This window comes from Aggregatilinea sp. (assembly GCF_036822615.1).
In the GTDB taxonomy this organism is placed as follows: Bacteria; Chloroflexota; Anaerolineae; order Aggregatilineales; family Aggregatilineaceae; genus Aggregatilinea.
This window is the reverse complement of sequence record NZ_DAISHJ010000109.1, coordinates 1,492-17,798: the sequence shown is the minus strand read 5'-3', so window position 1 is coordinate 17,798 and position 16,307 is coordinate 1,492. Positions and strand designations below refer to the sequence as shown.

17 protein-coding genes are annotated in these 16,307 nt (G+C 62.2%); 10 read left to right on the top strand and 7 right to left on the bottom strand.

Annotated elements, in window-relative coordinates:
* The first annotated feature begins 161 nt into the window (after positions 1–161).
* A complete protein-coding gene (locus V7116_RS20815; protein ID WP_324393902.1) occupies positions 162–764 on the top strand; it encodes a TetR/AcrR family transcriptional regulator in 603 nt (200 codons plus the stop codon).
* Positions 765–952: 188 nt separating this feature from the next.
* Positions 953–1,387, top strand: coding sequence for a cupin domain-containing protein (locus V7116_RS20810; protein ID WP_324393901.1), 435 nt, complete (start codon positions 953–955; stop codon positions 1,385–1,387).
* A gap of 261 nt (positions 1,388–1,648) precedes the next feature.
* Here V7116_RS20810 and V7116_RS20805 read toward each other — a convergent pair whose 3' ends face one another.
* Positions 1,649–2,191 (bottom strand): DUF4919 domain-containing protein, encoded by a 543-nt coding sequence (locus tag V7116_RS20805; protein WP_324393900.1) that lies wholly within the window; start codon positions 2,189–2,191, stop codon positions 1,649–1,651.
* 184 nt (positions 2,192–2,375) lie between these two features.
* Between V7116_RS20805 and V7116_RS20800 the strand changes: the two genes are divergently transcribed.
* Positions 2,376–3,875 carry a succinic semialdehyde dehydrogenase gene (locus V7116_RS20800; protein WP_324393899.1) on the top strand — a complete coding sequence of 500 codons (1,500 nt, stop codon included), beginning with the start codon at positions 2,376–2,378 and terminating at the stop codon, positions 3,873–3,875.
* Positions 3,876–4,305: 430 nt separating this feature from the next.
* Here the strand turns inward: V7116_RS20800 and V7116_RS20795 are convergent, their stop codons facing one another.
* Positions 4,306–5,694 (bottom strand): MFS transporter, encoded by a 1,389-nt coding sequence (locus V7116_RS20795; RefSeq protein WP_324393898.1) that lies wholly within the window; start codon positions 5,692–5,694, stop codon positions 4,306–4,308.
* 111 nt (positions 5,695–5,805) lie between these two features.
* Entirely contained in the window at positions 5,806–6,387 is a 582-nt protein-coding gene (locus V7116_RS20790; protein WP_324393897.1) for a heme-binding domain-containing protein, read from the bottom strand.
* A 105-nt stretch (positions 6,388–6,492) separates the two neighbouring features.
* Between V7116_RS20790 and V7116_RS20785 the strand changes: the two genes are divergently transcribed.
* Positions 6,493–7,164, top strand: a complete 672-nt coding sequence (locus tag V7116_RS20785; RefSeq protein ID WP_324393896.1) for a ThuA domain-containing protein — start codon at positions 6,493–6,495, stop codon at positions 7,162–7,164.
* Positions 7,165–7,168: 4 nt separating this feature from the next.
* Here the strand turns inward: V7116_RS20785 and V7116_RS20780 are convergent, their stop codons facing one another.
* The gene (locus tag V7116_RS20780) at positions 7,169–7,954 is read right to left on the bottom strand and encodes a class I SAM-dependent methyltransferase (protein ID WP_324393895.1); all 786 of its coding nucleotides are present in this window, start codon (positions 7,952–7,954) and stop codon (positions 7,169–7,171) included.
* 296 nt (positions 7,955–8,250) lie between these two features.
* Between V7116_RS20780 and V7116_RS20775 the strand changes: the two genes are divergently transcribed.
* Entirely contained in the window at positions 8,251–8,568 is a 318-nt protein-coding gene (locus V7116_RS20775) for a muconolactone Delta-isomerase family protein (RefSeq protein ID WP_324393894.1), read from the top strand.
* A 134-nt stretch (positions 8,569–8,702) separates the two neighbouring features.
* On the opposite strand, the gene prxU is transcribed toward V7116_RS20775, so the two are convergent.
* The 3 genes from prxU to V7116_RS20760 form a co-directional block, all read right to left on the bottom strand.
* Positions 8,703–9,422, bottom strand: a complete 720-nt coding sequence (gene prxU, locus V7116_RS20770; RefSeq protein WP_324393893.1) for a thioredoxin-dependent peroxiredoxin — start codon at positions 9,420–9,422, stop codon at positions 8,703–8,705.
* A 270-nt stretch (positions 9,423–9,692) separates the two neighbouring features.
* The gene (locus V7116_RS20765) at positions 9,693–11,255 is read right to left on the bottom strand and encodes a glycosyltransferase family 39 protein (RefSeq protein WP_324393892.1); all 1,563 of its coding nucleotides are present in this window, start codon (positions 11,253–11,255) and stop codon (positions 9,693–9,695) included.
* A 7-nt stretch (positions 11,256–11,262) separates the two neighbouring features.
* Positions 11,263–11,826, bottom strand: a complete 564-nt coding sequence (locus V7116_RS20760; RefSeq protein WP_324393891.1) for a hypothetical protein — start codon at positions 11,824–11,826, stop codon at positions 11,263–11,265.
* Between the two features lie 259 nt (positions 11,827–12,085).
* On the opposite strand from V7116_RS20760, the gene V7116_RS20755 reads away from it, so the two are divergent.
* The 5 genes from V7116_RS20755 to V7116_RS20735 all read left to right on the top strand — a co-directional run.
* Positions 12,086–13,180, top strand: a complete 1,095-nt coding sequence (locus tag V7116_RS20755) for a TolB family protein (RefSeq protein WP_324393890.1) — start codon at positions 12,086–12,088, stop codon at positions 13,178–13,180.
* A gap of 451 nt (positions 13,181–13,631) precedes the next feature.
* Positions 13,632–13,778, top strand: a complete 147-nt coding sequence (locus tag V7116_RS20750; protein WP_324393889.1) for a hypothetical protein — start codon at positions 13,632–13,634, stop codon at positions 13,776–13,778.
* 236 nt (positions 13,779–14,014) lie between these two features.
* Positions 14,015–14,830 carry a hypothetical protein gene (locus tag V7116_RS20745; protein WP_324393888.1) on the top strand — a complete coding sequence of 272 codons (816 nt, stop codon included), beginning with the start codon at positions 14,015–14,017 and terminating at the stop codon, positions 14,828–14,830.
* 428 nt (positions 14,831–15,258) lie between these two features.
* Positions 15,259–15,864, top strand: a complete 606-nt coding sequence (locus V7116_RS20740) for a TetR/AcrR family transcriptional regulator (RefSeq protein ID WP_324393887.1) — start codon at positions 15,259–15,261, stop codon at positions 15,862–15,864.
* Positions 15,865–15,876: 12 nt separating this feature from the next.
* On the top strand, positions 15,877–16,307 hold a 431-nt coding region (locus V7116_RS20735; RefSeq protein ID WP_324393886.1), incomplete at its 3' end, for a hypothetical protein.

Sequence of the window (16,307 nt, the reverse complement as noted above, 5' to 3'; positions counted from 1 at the left end):
GGGGCGGGTTTCCAGGCCCGCCCCATAAAAAGCGGATACGCTGGGCATTCAAGCGATACGGGGAAGGGCAAAAAACCTGCAAAAACGGCGTGACTTGTATTGACAGGCTATATTAAATATAATATGGTTGTATCGGAATGTTCGAAAGGGTCACACGGAACATGCCACGCACCTATCAATCTCGACGGCGGGCCGAAAGCGCCGCGCAAACACGGAACGCCATCGTGGAGGCGGCGGTCAAGCTGCACGGCCTGGGAATCACGACACTGGCCGCGGTGGCCGAAGAAGCGGGCGTTTCGCTGCCGACCGTGAACAAGTATTTCCCCACGCGGGAGGACCTGTTCGGGGCGTGCACGCACCACATCGGCCAGCTGCTCGACGTGCGGATGCCGGATGCATTCGAGGCGATCGAGCCTCCCGGCGAACGGCTGCGCGCCATGGTGACGCACCTGTTCGGGCTGCACGAGTTCACGTTCGGGCAGTCGTGGACGGGCTACACACTCGAAGCCGAATCGGAGATTTTCAAGACGACGATGCGCGGGTATGAGGCGATGGGCGACGCGCTGGCGGACGCGATTACCGCCATGCGCCGGGACGCCTCCGGCCCGGACGACGCAACAACAGGGTTCGTGCGGGGGCTGCTCGGCCCACTGACGTACCGGGCGCTGCGCCTTCAGGGGCAGTTGAGCCACGAGCAAGCGGTGGAGCAGGTCACGCTGGCGCTGGCCGCGCGGCTGAAGATCGATCTGCCGGACCCTGAGTAATTCCATAGGCGGTTCACGCGACGACCTGCGCGGTATGCGCGCACCGGGCAGGCCATGCGGTTCATGCGCGACGAGCAACCGGCGGGGAGCGGATCGCCGCTCCTGGTCACCGTGAGGCGGGTGCTCGGTCGGATCGGAATGCCTCACCGATACCGTTCAAACACGAAGACGTCAGAAGAGGACACATCATGCTTACCATCAATCTCAACGACCTCCAACTGCGTTCGCTGTATGCCGAGAACACCCCCGATATGCGCTGTCGCGCGACCTTCCCGTTCTTCGGGGCTCTGGGGACCGAAGATTCCGCCGCCGTGTACTTCGAACTCGATCCGGGCCACCAGCTCGGCACACACACCGACAGCGCCGAGGAAACCTGGCTGATCCTGCAGGGCACGGTCGAGGCCGTGGTCGGGGACGAGCAGATCCGGCTGGCGCAGGGCGAGATGGCGATCGTGCCGCGCATGATCTCGCACAACGTGCGCAACGCCGGGAACGAGGTGGTCAAGGTGCTCGGATTTTTCTCCGACCCGAACAACGTGGCGACGTTCGAGGACCGGTGGATGCCGGACGGGACCAACGTCGTGGACACCGCCATGATCCCCGTGCCGACCGCAGAGGCGTAACGGCTCAGCGATCACCGAGGAATAAGGAGCGGCTCCCATCAGCGGGGGCCGCTTTTTTTGTTTGGGGGCGAGAACGGCAAGAACCTCACCCCCGGCCCGTCTTCAGTCTGGGCCGGAGAGGGGAGAAAAGCCGTGACTGTAGAGGTAGTTTCGTCAGGGTGGCAAAAAAACGGGCGACGCAAGGATCGCCCACGGGTCAGGGGGGGAACGTGTTTCCCTGACGGTGTGCCGCTGCAGCCGGGGTGGCCGGGCGTGAAATTCCTACATTTGCCCTTCCAGCCACTGCCGGGGCAGATCGATGTTGAAGTAGATCTGGCGCGTCTGGCCTTCGGGATCTTCGACGTCGAACATGTCGAACTCGTGCTCGTCCCGCGTGACGAGGGTTTGCTGACCCGGCGTATAACCGAGCAGGCGCATGAACGTATATTCTTCAGGGATGTTCAGCACGATGTAGGCGGTTTCAGGGCTGTTCCCATCGCCCGTATCATTGATGGCGTCGATCAGGCCGCGCGCCACGGTGCGGTGATAGGTCGAGCGGTCGGTGTCACCCTGCATGGTGTAGACGTAATCCGCTGCCATATGCGCTTCGATGTCAAGGTAGTTGAACGAGAGCAGACGTCCAACGGCGAGCAGGGCCGCTTCCAGATCACCGCTTTGCAGCGCGTCGCGCAGGCGCTCCACGCCTTCGAGGTCGTGCACATAGGGTGCATACTCGGGGGAGCGGGCGTAAGCCATCCGTAGAGAGTGGTAATCGGCATCTTGGGGCTGCTGCTGGATGCGCGCGAGCAGATCCTGGAACGACATGGTGGTACTCCTTGTGAGCCGGACTGCTTTAATAGTACCGGAACAGTAAATAAGTGGCAATTTACCGTGCGATTTTTAACAGTCGTCAGATGAACCTTAACAGACCCGTTTATGCGGCATCGAAACGGGGGCGTTATAGTCTGCGATAGGGTTGTGCGGACGAGGAGATAGGGACGCGATGGGTATGGGGCAAGGTGAGATCGAAGTCATGAATCCGGTGAGCGGCGACGTGCTGGCGCGCGTGCCGGACAGCACGCCGGAGCAGGTGTGCATGGCGGTCGAGCGGGCACGATCCGCGCAGGCGGCATGGACTGCGCTGGACGACAAGGCGCGGGCGCAGGCCGTGAGGCGCTGGGGCGACGAGCTGTGGCGCAGCCGGGACGCGCTGATGAATACGATCCGGCAGGAGACGGGCAAAAACGAAACCGGGGCCCTGCTGGAAGTGATCGTGCTCGACAACATCCTCGACTATTACGCGCACTACGCGCCGAAGATCCTGCGACCGAAAACGCGGCGCGCGCTGTTCCCCGTTTTGCAGCGTGTGCGGGTCTATTACCGTCCTCACGGCGTGGTGGGGATCATCTCGCCGTGGAATTACCCGTATCTGCTGGCGCTGATCGATGCCGCGCCCGCGCTGGCTGCCGGGAACGCGGTGGTGATCAAACCGAGCGAGATCACGCCGCTGAGCGCGCTGGCAGCGGTCGAGGCGGCGTACCGGGTGGGCATCCCGCGCGACGTGATCCAGGTGGTCACGGGCGGCGGGGCGACCGGGGCGGCACTGGTCGATTACGTGGATTGCATCGAGGTGACGGGCAGCACGGCCACCGGGCGCAAGGTCGCGCAGCGGGCCGGAGAACGATTGATCCCGGCGGGGCTGGAACTGGGCGGGAAAGATCCGCTGATCGTGCTCGAAGACGTGGATATCGATGTGGCGGCGAGCGCGGCGCTGCAAGGCGCGACCGAAAACGCGGGGCAGGTGTGCATCAGCACGGAGCGCATCTACGTGGTGGACGCGGTGTACGACCGCTTCGTGGCGCGGCTGGTGGACTACGCCCAGCGGCTCGTGATGGGGTCCGGCAACGGGCTGGGCGTGCACGTGGGCAGCATGACCAACGAGCGCGAGCTGCTGCGCTGCGAGGCGCAGATCGCGGACGCAGTCGAGAAGGGCGCGCGGGTGCTGTTCGGCGGGAAGCGCCGTCCCGACCTGGGACCGCTGTTTTTGGAACCGGCGGTGCTGGTGGACGTGAATCACACGATGGAGGTGATGCGCGAGGAGACGTTCGGGCCGCTGATTCCGGTGATGCGCGTGAAAGACGCCGAGGAAGCGATCCGGTGGGCGAACGACGGGGCGTATGGGCTGTCGGGCGCGGTGTTCACGCGCGACCTGAAGCGCGGCGAGCGGCTCGCGCGGCAGATCGCGTCGGGGGACGTGAGCGTGAACCGCACGCAGTTTGGCATCGCCACGCCATCCCTGCCGATGGGCGGCAGCGGCGCGAGCGGGTTGGGTCGCCGCAACGGGCCGGAAGGGCTGCTGCGCTTCGTGCAGTCGCACGCGGTGCTGATCGACCGGGGCTGGCTGAACCGTCCCGGTCTGCTGACGCTGCTCGATCCGGGGCTGTACCGGGCGTTCAAGGCGCTGCGCGTGCTGCGGCGCTGGATCCCGTGGCTGCGGGCGAGCGTGTAGGGAAAAGGCAAAGCGCAAAACGCGACCTCACCCCCTGCACCCCCTCTCCAATCTGGGTTGGAGAGGGGGAAAGGCAAGGGGCGGGTGTATGGATTGTGTGTGCAGGGGCAATTCGTGAATTGCCCCATATATAGCAAGTGAAGGCTTCGGCGGCGCGATAGGCGACTCTGTCCTTCGTAGGGGCGATGCTTGCATCGCCCGCCGTCAGAAAAGCCGGGTAGGGCTTGCCCTACCCCTACGCACATCCGGCCTGGCGACTTGCTGCCTGATTGTCTGTTCATCGTAGGGATCAGACGCCCATCGATGCATTAACGTGGTGCGCATGGGGGCAATTCACGAATTGCCCCCACGAAGGATCGTGATCGGAGAATGATGAGGGGGGCGTATCGTTATACGCCCCTACGGGAACGGTGTGCGGCAGGCGGTGCGGTTACGGGCGCACGACGGGCATTTCACCCGTGCTGCGCAGGGCGGGCAGCTCGCCAGTCTTGCGGATCGCGTCGGCAACGGACAGCGGCGCGTCCAGGCCCGCGACGTCCTCACCCATGCGCCGGATGATGGGCTGCGACATGCCGTAGAGGATCACCAGGATCATCAGGATACCCGCACCGACGAACAGGCCGGTCAGGCTGACGTCCAGAAGCAGGCCCGCCAGCAGCGCCGAGATCGGGGCGATGCCAAAGCCCGCCATCATCGCCACGCTGACCACGCGGCCCATCAGCGCTTCGGGCACGCGTTTTTGCAGCCACGTAATGAGCGAAATGTTCACGTAGCCGTTGGTCGTGCCGATCAGCAGACTGACCAGCGCCACAATCACCGTCTGGTGGCTCCAGGGCAGCAACGCCATGCCGATGCCCAGCCCGCTCGTGATCAGGAGCAGGGTGCTGCCGAACGCGGAGGGCCGGGGCCGGGGCAGTACGCCCGCCAGGATGATGCCGAGCAGCGCGCCGCCGCCAAAGGCCGACATGATGATCCCGAAGGCCGCCGCGCCGTGATCGAGGTGCAGGTCGCTCAGGACCGGGATGCCCACCTCGAACGGTCCGACGACCAGGAAGTTCACCGCGACCAGCACCAGGAACATGAAGCGCAGTACGGCGTCATTCGCCACGTACGCGATGCCCTCGCGGATCGATTGCAGCACGTTTTCGTCGTTCGCCTTTTCCTGCGCGGCGCGAGGACGCATCAGCCAGAGCGTCACCAGCGAGCCGAGGAAGGTCAGCGCGTCGAGCAGGAAGGCCACGCCGATGCCGTCTATACTGGCGATTTCGTCGCCGTCCGCATTGGTCGTCGAGCCGAAGACCGCGATCAGCACGCCCGCCAGCACCGGGCCGAGGAACATGCTGAGCTGGGCCATGCCTTGAATCAGCGTGTTGCCTATTTGAAGCTGATCCGTGTCGAGGATCTGCGGCACGATGGCGGTCTGGCCGGGGAAGTAGAACGCGTCCGCCAGCCCGAACGACAGCGCGAACAGGTAGACCATCCACATCTCGATGCCGCCCGCCAGAATGACGCTCGCCAGCAGCGCCACCAGGATCATGCGGGCGAGGTTGGAGGCGAACATCACGACGCGGGGCGAGAAGCGATCGACCAGCGCGCCGCCGATCAGCATGAACAGCGCGCGCGGCACGGCGGCCAGCGCCATGACCAAGCCCAGTGCGACGGCGTCGTCGGTAAGCTGGAGTACCAACCACGGCAGCGCGATCAGTGCGAACTGGTCGCCCAGGAGCGAGACGCTCTCGCCTGCCCACAGCAGACGGAAATCGCGCAGGGCGAGGGGGTTGGGTGCTTTTTGAGTCTGGGGCGATGCGGATGCCGTCATGGGCGTACCCTCACGTAGAATGCCGGAAACACGGATGAGGGCGGTCAGTGTGCGGGAGCGCCTGGCCGTCGGGGCGTGTAATCGAAGTCCGACCAGTATACGCAGGCGCGCTTAGTTGGGTTGCGCGGGCGTCGCAGACTGCGCGATGGTCTGGCGCAGGCCGTCGATCAGCGCGTCTTTTTCGGCATCGGTGAGGCGGGCGTCGGGGTTCGCCAGCCGGTACGTGGCGGGCGGCATGTTGCCGGAGCGGATCTCGTCCTCGATGCGCTGGTCGATGGGATCCGGCGCGAACGGCTGGTTCGGGTCCGGCTCCATCGCCAGCTGGCGATCCCAATCGGAGAAGTCCAGCGCCTCGCGGCCTTCGGTCACGTCGTAGCGCAGCACCCAGGACACCGGCGCGACGTGCGAGTACCAGGGCCAGTCCGTCTCGCTGCTGTGGCAGTCGAAGCACGCCTGCACGGCCAATGCGCGCGTTTCGGGGCTGTTCCAATTCGGCTCGCGCAGGACGGGCGGATTGTCGCGCTTGACCGGCACGAGCTGGATCGCGGCCAGCACCAGCAGCACGATCCCGGCGTCGATCAGCAGCGTCCTGATCCACCAGCGGCGGTCAGGGTGAGCGGGCAGGCGGAACCACGAGCGCACGGACACGGGACCTTCCTTGAACGGCGAGGCATCAATACGCGGCAACCGCACGCTGTGCCCCGTTGCATGCTATAGTGAAATCGGGCAGCGAATTTGGGCCGCTGGCTTCCCCTTATTTTTAGCATTTTTGCGCATACCATGAGGTTTGTTTCCCCTATGCTGACCGTTGCCGTACTCACCGGGGGCCATCACTTCGATGTGCCCGTCTTTCACCGGGTATTCCGCGACCTGCCGGGCGTGGATGCCTACGTGCAGCACCTGAACGATTTCATCGCGTCGCCGCCGGAGGTCCGGCAGGCGTACGACGTGATCGTGTTTTACACGCACCTGAAACGCGAACCGGACCCGGACGATCTGGGGCTGGCCCCAGGGCAGGCCGATACGGCGCGCTCGGTGCTGGAGTCGCTGGGGGCGCAAGAGCAGGGCATCGTCGTGCTGCATCACAGCTTGATGGCGTTCCCCGGCTGGGACGTGTGGGACGCGGTGACGGGCATGACGGATCGGGTCCTGACGGCGTACGCGCACGAGCAGCAGATTCCGTACCACGTGGCGGACCCCGATCACCCGATCTGCGCAGGACTGGACGACTGGGTCATGACCGACGAAACGTATTTGATGCCCGACGCTGGCGGGGACAACCACATCCTGCTGACGACCAATCACCCGCGCAGCATGGCGACGCTCGCCTGGACACGGCAGCACCGGGAGAGCCGCGTGTTCTGCCTGCAGGGCGGCGACGACCAGCGGAGTTGGGACGATCCGCATTACCGCACGCTGCTGGTGCAGGGCATCCGCTGGTGCGCGTGGGTGGATGCTCCGCAGGTTTGATGCCTCATGGTGACGGCGCACCCCGGGCGAACTTGCGGGCGCGCAGGCCGACGAACAGCGGAAATTCCGCATTGGCGCGGCGCTCGGCTTTGGATGCGCCGGATTCGTAGGTGGTGAGTTCGTCGAGCGCGTCGATCAGCAGGCCGCACGCCGCCAGCGCGCTCACGTAGCGGCTGAGCGGGCGGTGAAAGCTGATCGTGGTTCCGGCGCGCTGCTTGCCGTAGGATTTCATGGGCACTTCCAGCGGGCTGAGGTAGCTATCGACGCGGCGGAACTGCAAGTTGCGCCCCTCGTCGCGGCCCCATCCGCTCTGGCGCGGCACGCGGAAGCAGGGGTGCGTCATCAGGATCACCAGCCGCCCGCCGTCGCGCAAGGCCCATGCCGCCGAGCGCAGCACCGCATCGAGGGGGTTCATGTCCTGAATGCTGAGCAGGAAGGACGCCGCGTCGAAGCTGGCCGGTTCCAGCGCGGGGATCTCCGCCAGCCGCCGGGCGTCGCCGTGCAGGAAGCGCGCACGGGGCAGATCCCGTTTTTGGGCGAGCGCCAGCAGGCGTGGGCTGATTTCGACGCCCGTGTAACAGGCGCCGGTGCGCAGGACGTAGGGGGCGAAAACGCCCTGGCCCGCGCCGACATCGAGCAGGTGCTCGCCGGACGCGAGATTCAGTAGATCGAGTGTGGCCGGGATCGCAAGGCGGCGGTGATGCTCGCTGCCATCCGCGCCGACCCAGCCGTCATACCAGCGGGCCACGGCATCCCAGCCGGACGGATCGCGTTTGTGGTGTCGTGCCATTGGAGGTTCCTCATCAACCCACCTGCCGGGCCGGGCGGACCGGGGACGCGGCAAGGCGTTCGTGCGACGCGAAAGGGACTCGACGCGACGACGCTAAAACGCGCACCAGTTGGATGATGGTGGAAAAACGCTGGGGAATTGTCTGCGCGTTTTAGCGGGTTACCGCCGCAAGCGCATGGTGTTTGTGATACCCACGAGGGAATCCTTTTGGGCTGATGAACGAAGCAACGGTCCCATCGTAGCATGTAAAATAGGGCGCGTCAATCGGGGTTGGCGCGAAAACAGGGGAGGAATCGATGAAAATTCTGGCGATCGAGCACGAGGTTCCCGGCGTGGCGGACGACGCCTTCACTCCGGCGCTGGGCAAGGCGGAGGCGGCGCGGGCGTGGGCGCTGCACCAGGAGGGCGTGATCCGCGAGCTGTATTTCCGCGCGGACCGTCACGAGGCGGTGCTGGTGCTGGAATGCGCGGACGCGGACGACGCGCGCGCCGTGCTGGGCACGCTGCCGCTGGTGGAGGCGGGGCTGATCGCGTTCGAGGTGATCCCGCTGGTGGCATATCCGGGGTTCGCGCGGCTGTTCGCGCAAGCGCAGGGAACAGGGATTGGGGACTAGGGGATAGGGAAAAGTGAGGGCCGGGCGGGTTAGAGATCCGCCGTGATGACAGCAAAAAAATCACCTCGCCCCGGGCCGGATAGTGGCGGTGATAGGGGCGAGGTGAGCAGCGATGCTACGTAAGGGGGGAGGCGTTACGCCTTCTGGAGAAACTTCTCCGGCGTCCAGACTTCCCAGACCTTGCCCGCGAGGTCGATGCCGGGCTTGAGCGACGGCTGGCCGGGCTGCCATCCGGCGGGCAGGACTTCGCCCGTCTCGCGCACGTACTGGAAGCCCTTGATCTGGCGGATCAGCTCGTTGACGTTGCGGCCCACGGACGGCGTCATGACTTCCATCGCCTGGATCACGCCGTCGGGGTCGATGATGAAGCGGCCACGAATATCCACACCGGCGTCCTCGTCGTACACGCCGTAGACGCTGCCGATCCGCCCGGTGGAGTCTTCGAGCATGGGGAAGGGCACGCCGCCGGAAACCATCTTGGTCAATTCTTCGTCCTGCCAGATCTTGTGGCTGAAGCGGCTGTCCGTGCTGACCGACAGGACCTGGACACCGAGGCCTTGCAGCTCGTCGTAACGGCTGGCGACCGCGGTGATCTCGGTCGGGCAGACGAAGGTAAAGTCGCCGGGATAGAAGCAGAGCACGACCCATTGTCCGGCATAGTCGGAAAGTTTCAACGTCTTAAAGCTGCCCTGGTGGTAGGCGTTGGCTTCAAAATCGGGGGCAGGCTTCCCAACACGTGCAATCATCTTCTGTTCCTCCTCAGCAAAAGTCTGTTGCGCAGAGTCCGGCTGTTCCGCCGGGGGTTTGATCGGTCCGCGTGCCGGCTGCACGCATGCTGTTTTAATATCGGCCACTGCACTTCCTCCTGAGAGGTTCGCTGTGCTCGTTCCATACACTGCGTTAGATGCAGGGGCTTATGAAAAGATTCACAAGTTGGATAGGAAATTGGGAAATTGGTCGTGAGGGCGAAATGGGAATGGAAGCGGGCGGGGCGGTTCCGCAGACGGATCGCGCGTGATGGCCCCCCATCCCCTGGCCCCTTCCCTCACGCAAGCGGAGGGAAGGGGGAACCCCGGGAAGCGGTGCCGGGGGAGTATACGGGACGAGGAGCGAGGCAGGGTGGTCTAACAGTCGCTGCCCCACCAGACGCGCCAGAGCCAGACGTCCCAGAGCGGGTTGCGGATCTTCACGCGGTCGTACTGGCCGATCTGCTCGGCGCACAGGCCGGGCACGCGGTCGAGGAACGGCTGGTAGCCCGCCGAGGCCACGTAGGCGCTTTCGCCCGGCGGCAGGCTTTGCAGCGCGGGTTCCAGATCCTTGAGGGGCTGGCTGTAGTCCAGGCAGGTGGCGGGATCGTCGGTGTAGAAGTACATCAGGTGGCACAGCCACCACGTTGCGTAGAGCGGCTTGGGATGCGGCTCGATGGCGTTCAGCGCGCCGGCGGCGTCGCGTACGGCGTCGTCCGCGATCAGGTAGCCGCTCTGGTATTCGGTCCAGTTCGTGCTGGAAAAGTCGAGATCGTCGGGGTTGCGCAGGTCGGTGCGGACGAACGGCAGCGCGAACTGAATCGCCCAGGCAGCGATGATCACCGCCAGCGCGGGCCGCACGATCCAGCGCAGCGCGGGCGGGCGAATATCCGCGAGGCTGGACGCCGCGCCGCCCAGGATCAGCACGCCGGGCACGCCCAACGGCATCACGTAGCGCAGCGTGCTCAGGCGCGCGCCGACGAGCGTCAGGCCCAGGATGAGCATGAACCAGCTCAACACGAACAGCCCGGCGCGGAAGGTCCGGCGGTTCCAGGCGACGGACGCAAGCTGGTAGACCGCCGCAGCGGCCAGCGCGATCAGCAGCGCGCGCGTGGTCACCTGTTCGATCAGCGGCAGCGTCTCGTCGAAGTATTCCAGCGGGGAGGCCGGTTCCTGGGCGGAGGTACGCACGTTGAACGAATCAACCAGCAGGAACGGATCGTCGCTGTTACGGGCGAAATAGGCCGGGATGGCGAGCGGGGCCCAGATCAGGCCCACCACGAACGCCGCGATGACGAGCGGCGGCGCGTAGCGTTTTACGAAATCCTCGATCTGCGGGACAAGCCCGTCACGATGCCAGGGTGTATAGATCAGCGCGGCGATGCCCGGCAGCAGCGGCATGAAGCCCATGGTCAGCTTGGCGAGCGTGGCGAGCGCCAGCAGCACGCCGATCTCGATGCCGTGGCGCGTATCGGGACGTCTGGCGAAGGCGAGGCTGCGCCACGCGATGATCGCCGCCAGCCCCGCCGCGATGGGATCGGCCATCGCCATGCGTTCGTAAAAGACGGAGAGCGGCAGGATCGTATAGAGGCCGAGCGCGATCAGGCCCGCCGAATGTTTATAGAGCAGGCGGCCCAACAGGTAAATGGCCGAGCCGGTGATGAGCGCATACACCGCCATACCCAGGCGCGAGGCGGCAAGGGCGGTTTCCGGCCCGGTTTCAAACAGGCCGAGCCAGTAATAGAGCAGCAGCTTGCCGTGCGAGATCCGCCCAGGGTTCTGATCGAGGGTCCACACGATCCCGGCCCGCTTGATGTGGAAACCTTCATCAACGTAGGGATTCTGGACCAGGATGTCGTGGGTGCGGATGAAGAACAAAACCAGCAGCAGGCCGATGACCGGCGCAAGCTGCCGGATACGCAGCCGTTGGGTTGTGCTCATAGGACGATCACGTCTCGGATGGTGTTGGGTTGGGCGGGACCGGATCAGTTGACGCAGCAGGACCGGGCGTGGCGGACGGCGGCGTCCCCGGCTGTTCGTAATCGGAGAGCATGTCGAGTAAATGCCGCTCCGTAAACGTAAACGTGCGCTGGCTGCCGGTCAGGATGCCCCTTAATTGTTGACCATTAAGAACAATTAAGATCTGGCCGGGTGCGTTGCGTACCAACTGCATGGCCTGGGCCGCGCTGAGATCGTTTTGATCGACCGTTTCGGGCACGTAAGCGCCGACGTACGGGTGCGACCAGTCGTCGGGGTTGTCGTAGCCGCAGGGCAGATCGCCCAACTCGGTCTGCATGGTGACGCCGTAATCGGGCTGCATTAACAAATCGCGCAGGGCTTCGAAGCGCAGGGCGTTGTAAATGCCATCCCCGACGTCAATAATGAGCCACCACCACTCGTAACTGTCGGGCGCGCTGCGCCAGGCATCCAGCGCGTCGAACACGGTCGCAGACGCGCTGCAGGCGATGTAAGCGTTGACCGGCTTGTCTAGTTCGGCATCCGAAATTGGCATGACATGCTCTCCCAGGGCGCTGCATTGGTATCAGATGCAATCGTAGCGCGCCGCGCGAAAAAAGCCCAACATCGCGCGCATCTAAACAGATCCGAGGCGTGGTATGGAAATGCCTGGACTGTCATATCTGATTTGTCCTAGTCATGCTGGCGTTATAATAGGTTGGGGTTTTCCTATCACAGCTAGTAGACAGCTTGATTTCTATGCTCCGTTAGTCTCTTGGATTGTCGACAAAACCAGTCGAGGATATATGCGACCTTTGAATGGTACTGGGGCTAGTTCGATACCAACAAAAATTGTACATTTTGTGATGAAAATCAAAAAGAAACCGTTTCTATTCTGTGTCGTTCTTTTGACAGTAACTGTTGGGTTCAAACAGAACATCAATGATCAAGATATCATTCTCTTTCAGACGTCTGAATTGCATCAGCCCTATGAAATTTGCGCCTTCAACATAAACGGATCTCAGATACAGTGCCTAACTAGCGATGAACTTGATCCAAGTTTTCGTCCAAGCTGGTCTCCAGACGGAAACCTTATCGCGTTCAACTCAGCGCATAATGGCTTTGGTGACGTTTATGTCATGGAAGCAGATGGATCGGGTGTAACACAAGTCACAGATATGAAAAATCCCTACTCCATCCTGGAACATACTTGGTCCGCTGACGGTTCCAGCCTATATTACAGCTTTTGGACCGAGAACTTCGCCCCTCAGATGCGACGGGTAAGAAGCGACGGTAGTGGTGATTGTATGCTGTTTGATGAGGATATTCTCAACGCAGTCATACACTCAACGTGCTCGGATTTGCCCGATCCGATAGTTTTCACTTTGGGGTTCGATATTTATTGGATCGATTTCCAAACTAGCTCGTTACAGCGGCTCACGGTTGCGAAAGAAGGATCTGCATACGGCTCACCTCAGTTCTCCCCTGATCGCGAACATATAGCGTTTTTAGGCGTAGACGCTGTAACCGGTGATGAACGTTACAATGCAAAGTTATACATAATGTCATTGGATAGTTTTGATATGCAGCTTGTGTTGGACACCCACCATCCTAATCCAGAGTTTGGCTGGTCCCCTGACAGCACAACGCTGGCCATTACTGCCCATCCAGAAGGTGAAATAGATGGAATATACACCGTAAGTATCGAGGATCTCGCCTCTCACCCGATCACTGATGGCAGTTCAGATGATGTCTTTGGTGATTGGTCGCCTGATGGTCAGTACATCGTATTCTCTCGGTCGTTTGATGCATTTGGTAATTGGCAGCTTTTCATAATGGATGCTGATGGGGAGAATACTACATACTTGACGGACTGTGGAAAGCAAGAATGTTCGCCGGACTGGCAGTAGAATGTGCGTAATTTTGACGAAGGATTTTTTTGAGTACGAAGGGCGAGCAAACCTCATCTCTCCTCTGAAAGTACTTTGAAACCAAGGTTTTGAGCTGCCGAGTCAACTGCTGTTGAACAGCATGACCTTGTGTTGGTCAAAGTAAGCTGCACCCAAATAAATGTATATGGACATCGCAGCACAGTCTCAGTAAAACATCGTCAGAATACCTTTTGATTGGGTTTGTCACCCGAAAGCATGCCGATTTTTTAGAACGTAGCCTCACTTACTTATCCCGAGCTCGGGTTAAACAGGCGTTTGTGAAAAACGTAAGGAAAGATTTAGGAAGATGATATAAAGAATTTGTGAAAGTTATGTTAGGGCCATTGTTTTCAATAGTTTTACATGCTAAGATGGGTTCATCCACAAACAAGTGGCATATCTATCAATTCATTCTACAGGAGTAATCATCATGTTGTATCTCCCGCGTGAAGAAGGTCAGGGCCTCGTCGAGTACGCGCTCATCCTGGTCCTCGTGGCCGTCGTCGTGATTGTCATCCTCATCTTCCTCGGCCCGGTCATCGGTAACGTCTTCTCGGACATCATTGGCGGCCTGTAAGCCAACACAGCTAGACCCAATCGTCCGGTAGTACCTAGTTGAATGGAGACCCTGCCCTCGTGGCAGGGTCTTTTTTTTGCCTGCGAACGGTCGTTTACGCTATTTGTCTAGATGGTTGGCGGGGCCGGTGGAATGGACGCAAACGGAGCTTGACCGTAGGGCGGAAGCGTGGACAATACGGTACACTGTCCGCGAACCAGGGGGAAATCGTGACGCGAACTTCGAAGGAGTGACGGATGTTGGTCTTCAACCGCTTCAAATCGCTGGCCGGGCTGGCTGCGGTGCTGGTCATCGTGGCGAGCGGGTGCGGGGCGCTGCCCGGCAACACCGAGGTCAGTGATTTGGAAACGCGTAATGCACAACTCCAGGGGACCATCGACGGATTGGGAACCCCTGCTGCAACGATTGCTGCCCTGGCAATGACCGCGGATCGCGGCATGATGATGCAGGCTGAACTGTCGAACGTGCAGGGCACGGCGCTGGCCGCGCAGGCCACGCTGACCGTGCAGCAGTATGGCGGGGCCACAAACCCGAACGTATCCGTGCCGCAGACGCCAAACAACCCGAACGGCGCGGTCCCGATGACGCCCGCGACGCCCGGCGATGGCAGCGGGGGCGGTACCGGGGGGACGATCAGCACGAACGGCACGGAATTTTACGAAACGACTATCTCGGCGGCGCGGGATGCATACGACTGCCCGCTGAACCCCACCACGGTGTTCGATATTGCCGATCCGGTGGTTTACGCGATCGTGCGGGTGCGCAACCTGCAGGCCGGATCGACCATCAGCGCGCGGTGGTCCGCCAACGGAGCGCTGTACGAGGAAAGCGACTGCTGGACGCCGACCGAAAACTGGGACGACGTGTGCGCGTACTGCGACCTCAGTCCCAAGGATGTGACGTTCGAGTCGGGCACGTGGTCGGTCGAAATGCTGCTCGACAACGAGCGGCTGTCGCAGGCGACGTTCCAGATCGTCGATAACTCCGGCACGACGGGCGACACCACGGGCGATACGACCGACGATACGACGACGGACGGCACGACCAACTAAGCGCCGCGCACGGTTTCGGTTCAGGACTATAGAAGGGCGAGCGAACAGGCTCGCTTTTTTTGTTTGGGCGGAGGGGAAGCGCGCCGGAAGTGAGCTTCCGGTGCCCGAAAAAGCAGAAGCAGAGGCAAGGGCGACCTCACCCCCGGCCCAGAGAGGCAGAGATCAGGGACTGCTGGGCATCAGGGGAAAAGCAAAGGCGACCTCACCCCCGGCCCCTCTCCAATCAAGTTGAAGAGGGGAGACAAGCGGTAAGGTGGGCAAGAGCCGGGCGGAGCAGGCATCGCCTCTACGGAGAAGCGTGCACCGGTACGAGTAAAGGCAAGGTGGGGTGCGGCGGAAACCGGGGCGAGGGGGTTGCATTTGTGCGCACTATGCCTCTATAATTAAATATACATTTGATTAATAAATTAATTTCTACTGAGTGTGTTATGGCTAGAAAACCTGCCGACCAGACCGTGCACGTGGACGAGATCCTGTATGCCGCCGCGATCATCTTTCATCGCAAGGGCTATCAGGGCGCGACGATGGCCGACATCGCCGCCGAGGTCAACCTGACGGCAGGCAGCCTCTATCACTACTTCCCCAGCAAAGAAGATCTGCTCATGGCTGTGCTCGACGCGGGGCTGAGCCTGATCACGGGCAAAGTACGCGACGTGATCGAGGGCGACGATCCCCCGGCGGACAAGCTGCGCGCCATCATCACCATCCACATCCTGAGCGAAATCGACAACATTCACATCGCTACGGCGGTCATTTTCGAAAGCCGCGCGCTGCTGGAAGTGCCCGGTGTGCGCGAGCAGTACATCCGCCAGCGCGACACGCTCGAACGGCTTTACCGCGACGTGATCGAGGCAGGCATCGCGGCGGGGGACTTCCGCGCGGTGGACGTGGGCATCTTCGTCAAGACGCTGTTCGGCGCGCTGAACTGGGTCAACGTGTGGTATCGGGAAGGCGGGCGCCTGTCCGGCGCGGAGATCGCCGGAGAGATCGCAGAGACGTTCCTGCACGCGCTGACGCCTGCGGGCGGCGCGTAGGAGGGGCGCAGGATGGCCGAGGACAGCCCGTATCCGCGCTTTCTGACGCACTACTACGAATCCGCACGCGGGCCGTTCAGGAGCCTTTCGAGCATGCGACCGGACGCGGCGGAAGCCGTGCTGGAGACGATCCGGCGGGAGGGCGCGATCTTCGCCAGCAAGCGCTCGCCGGAATACCTGGCGATCCGGCGGGATCTGGAGCAGACGATCCGCCGCCTGTTCATCGAGCAGGGCGGGACGCCGCGCCGGATGACGCCGCATTACATGATCGTCGGCGCGTGCCCGTGGGTGATGACGTGGTACGCGCAGGGCTGCGAGCTGCGCGTGCCGCTGGAAGCATTCGACCCGGCGGCGGTCAGCCTGACCTATGGAGACTCGTTCCCGGCGATGCGGTACGGCGACGGCAAACCGTACCGGGGCAAGGTTTACCGGCTGGACGATCT

Bases quoted from the DNA above. Each gene is read 5' to 3' on its own strand.
- V7116_RS20815 (WP_324393902.1), top strand. From the start codon at position 162: ATGCCACGCACCTATCAATCTCGACGGCGGGCCGAAAGCGCCGCGCAA.
- V7116_RS20810 (WP_324393901.1), top strand. From the start codon at position 953: ATGCTTACCATCAATCTCAACGACCTCCAACTGCGTTCGCTGTATGCC.
- V7116_RS20805 (WP_324393900.1), bottom strand. From the start codon at position 2,191: ATGTCGTTCCAGGATCTGCTCGCGCGCATCCAGCAGCAGCCCCAAGAT.
- V7116_RS20800 (WP_324393899.1), top strand. From the start codon at position 2,376: ATGGGGCAAGGTGAGATCGAAGTCATGAATCCGGTGAGCGGCGACGTG.
- V7116_RS20795 (WP_324393898.1), bottom strand. From the start codon at position 5,694: ATGACGGCATCCGCATCGCCCCAGACTCAAAAAGCACCCAACCCCCTC.
- V7116_RS20785 (WP_324393896.1), top strand. From the start codon at position 6,493: ATGCTGACCGTTGCCGTACTCACCGGGGGCCATCACTTCGATGTGCCC.
- V7116_RS20780 (WP_324393895.1), bottom strand. From the start codon at position 7,954: ATGGCACGACACCACAAACGCGATCCGTCCGGCTGGGATGCCGTGGCC.
- V7116_RS20775 (WP_324393894.1), top strand. From the start codon at position 8,251: ATGAAAATTCTGGCGATCGAGCACGAGGTTCCCGGCGTGGCGGACGAC.
- V7116_RS20765 (WP_324393892.1), bottom strand. From the start codon at position 11,255: ATGAGCACAACCCAACGGCTGCGTATCCGGCAGCTTGCGCCGGTCATC.
- V7116_RS20760 (WP_324393891.1), bottom strand. From the start codon at position 11,826: ATGCCAATTTCGGATGCCGAACTAGACAAGCCGGTCAACGCTTACATC.
- V7116_RS20750 (WP_324393889.1), top strand. From the start codon at position 13,632: ATGTTGTATCTCCCGCGTGAAGAAGGTCAGGGCCTCGTCGAGTACGCG.
- V7116_RS20745 (WP_324393888.1), top strand. From the start codon at position 14,015: ATGTTGGTCTTCAACCGCTTCAAATCGCTGGCCGGGCTGGCTGCGGTG.
- V7116_RS20740 (WP_324393887.1), top strand. From the start codon at position 15,259: ATGGCTAGAAAACCTGCCGACCAGACCGTGCACGTGGACGAGATCCTG.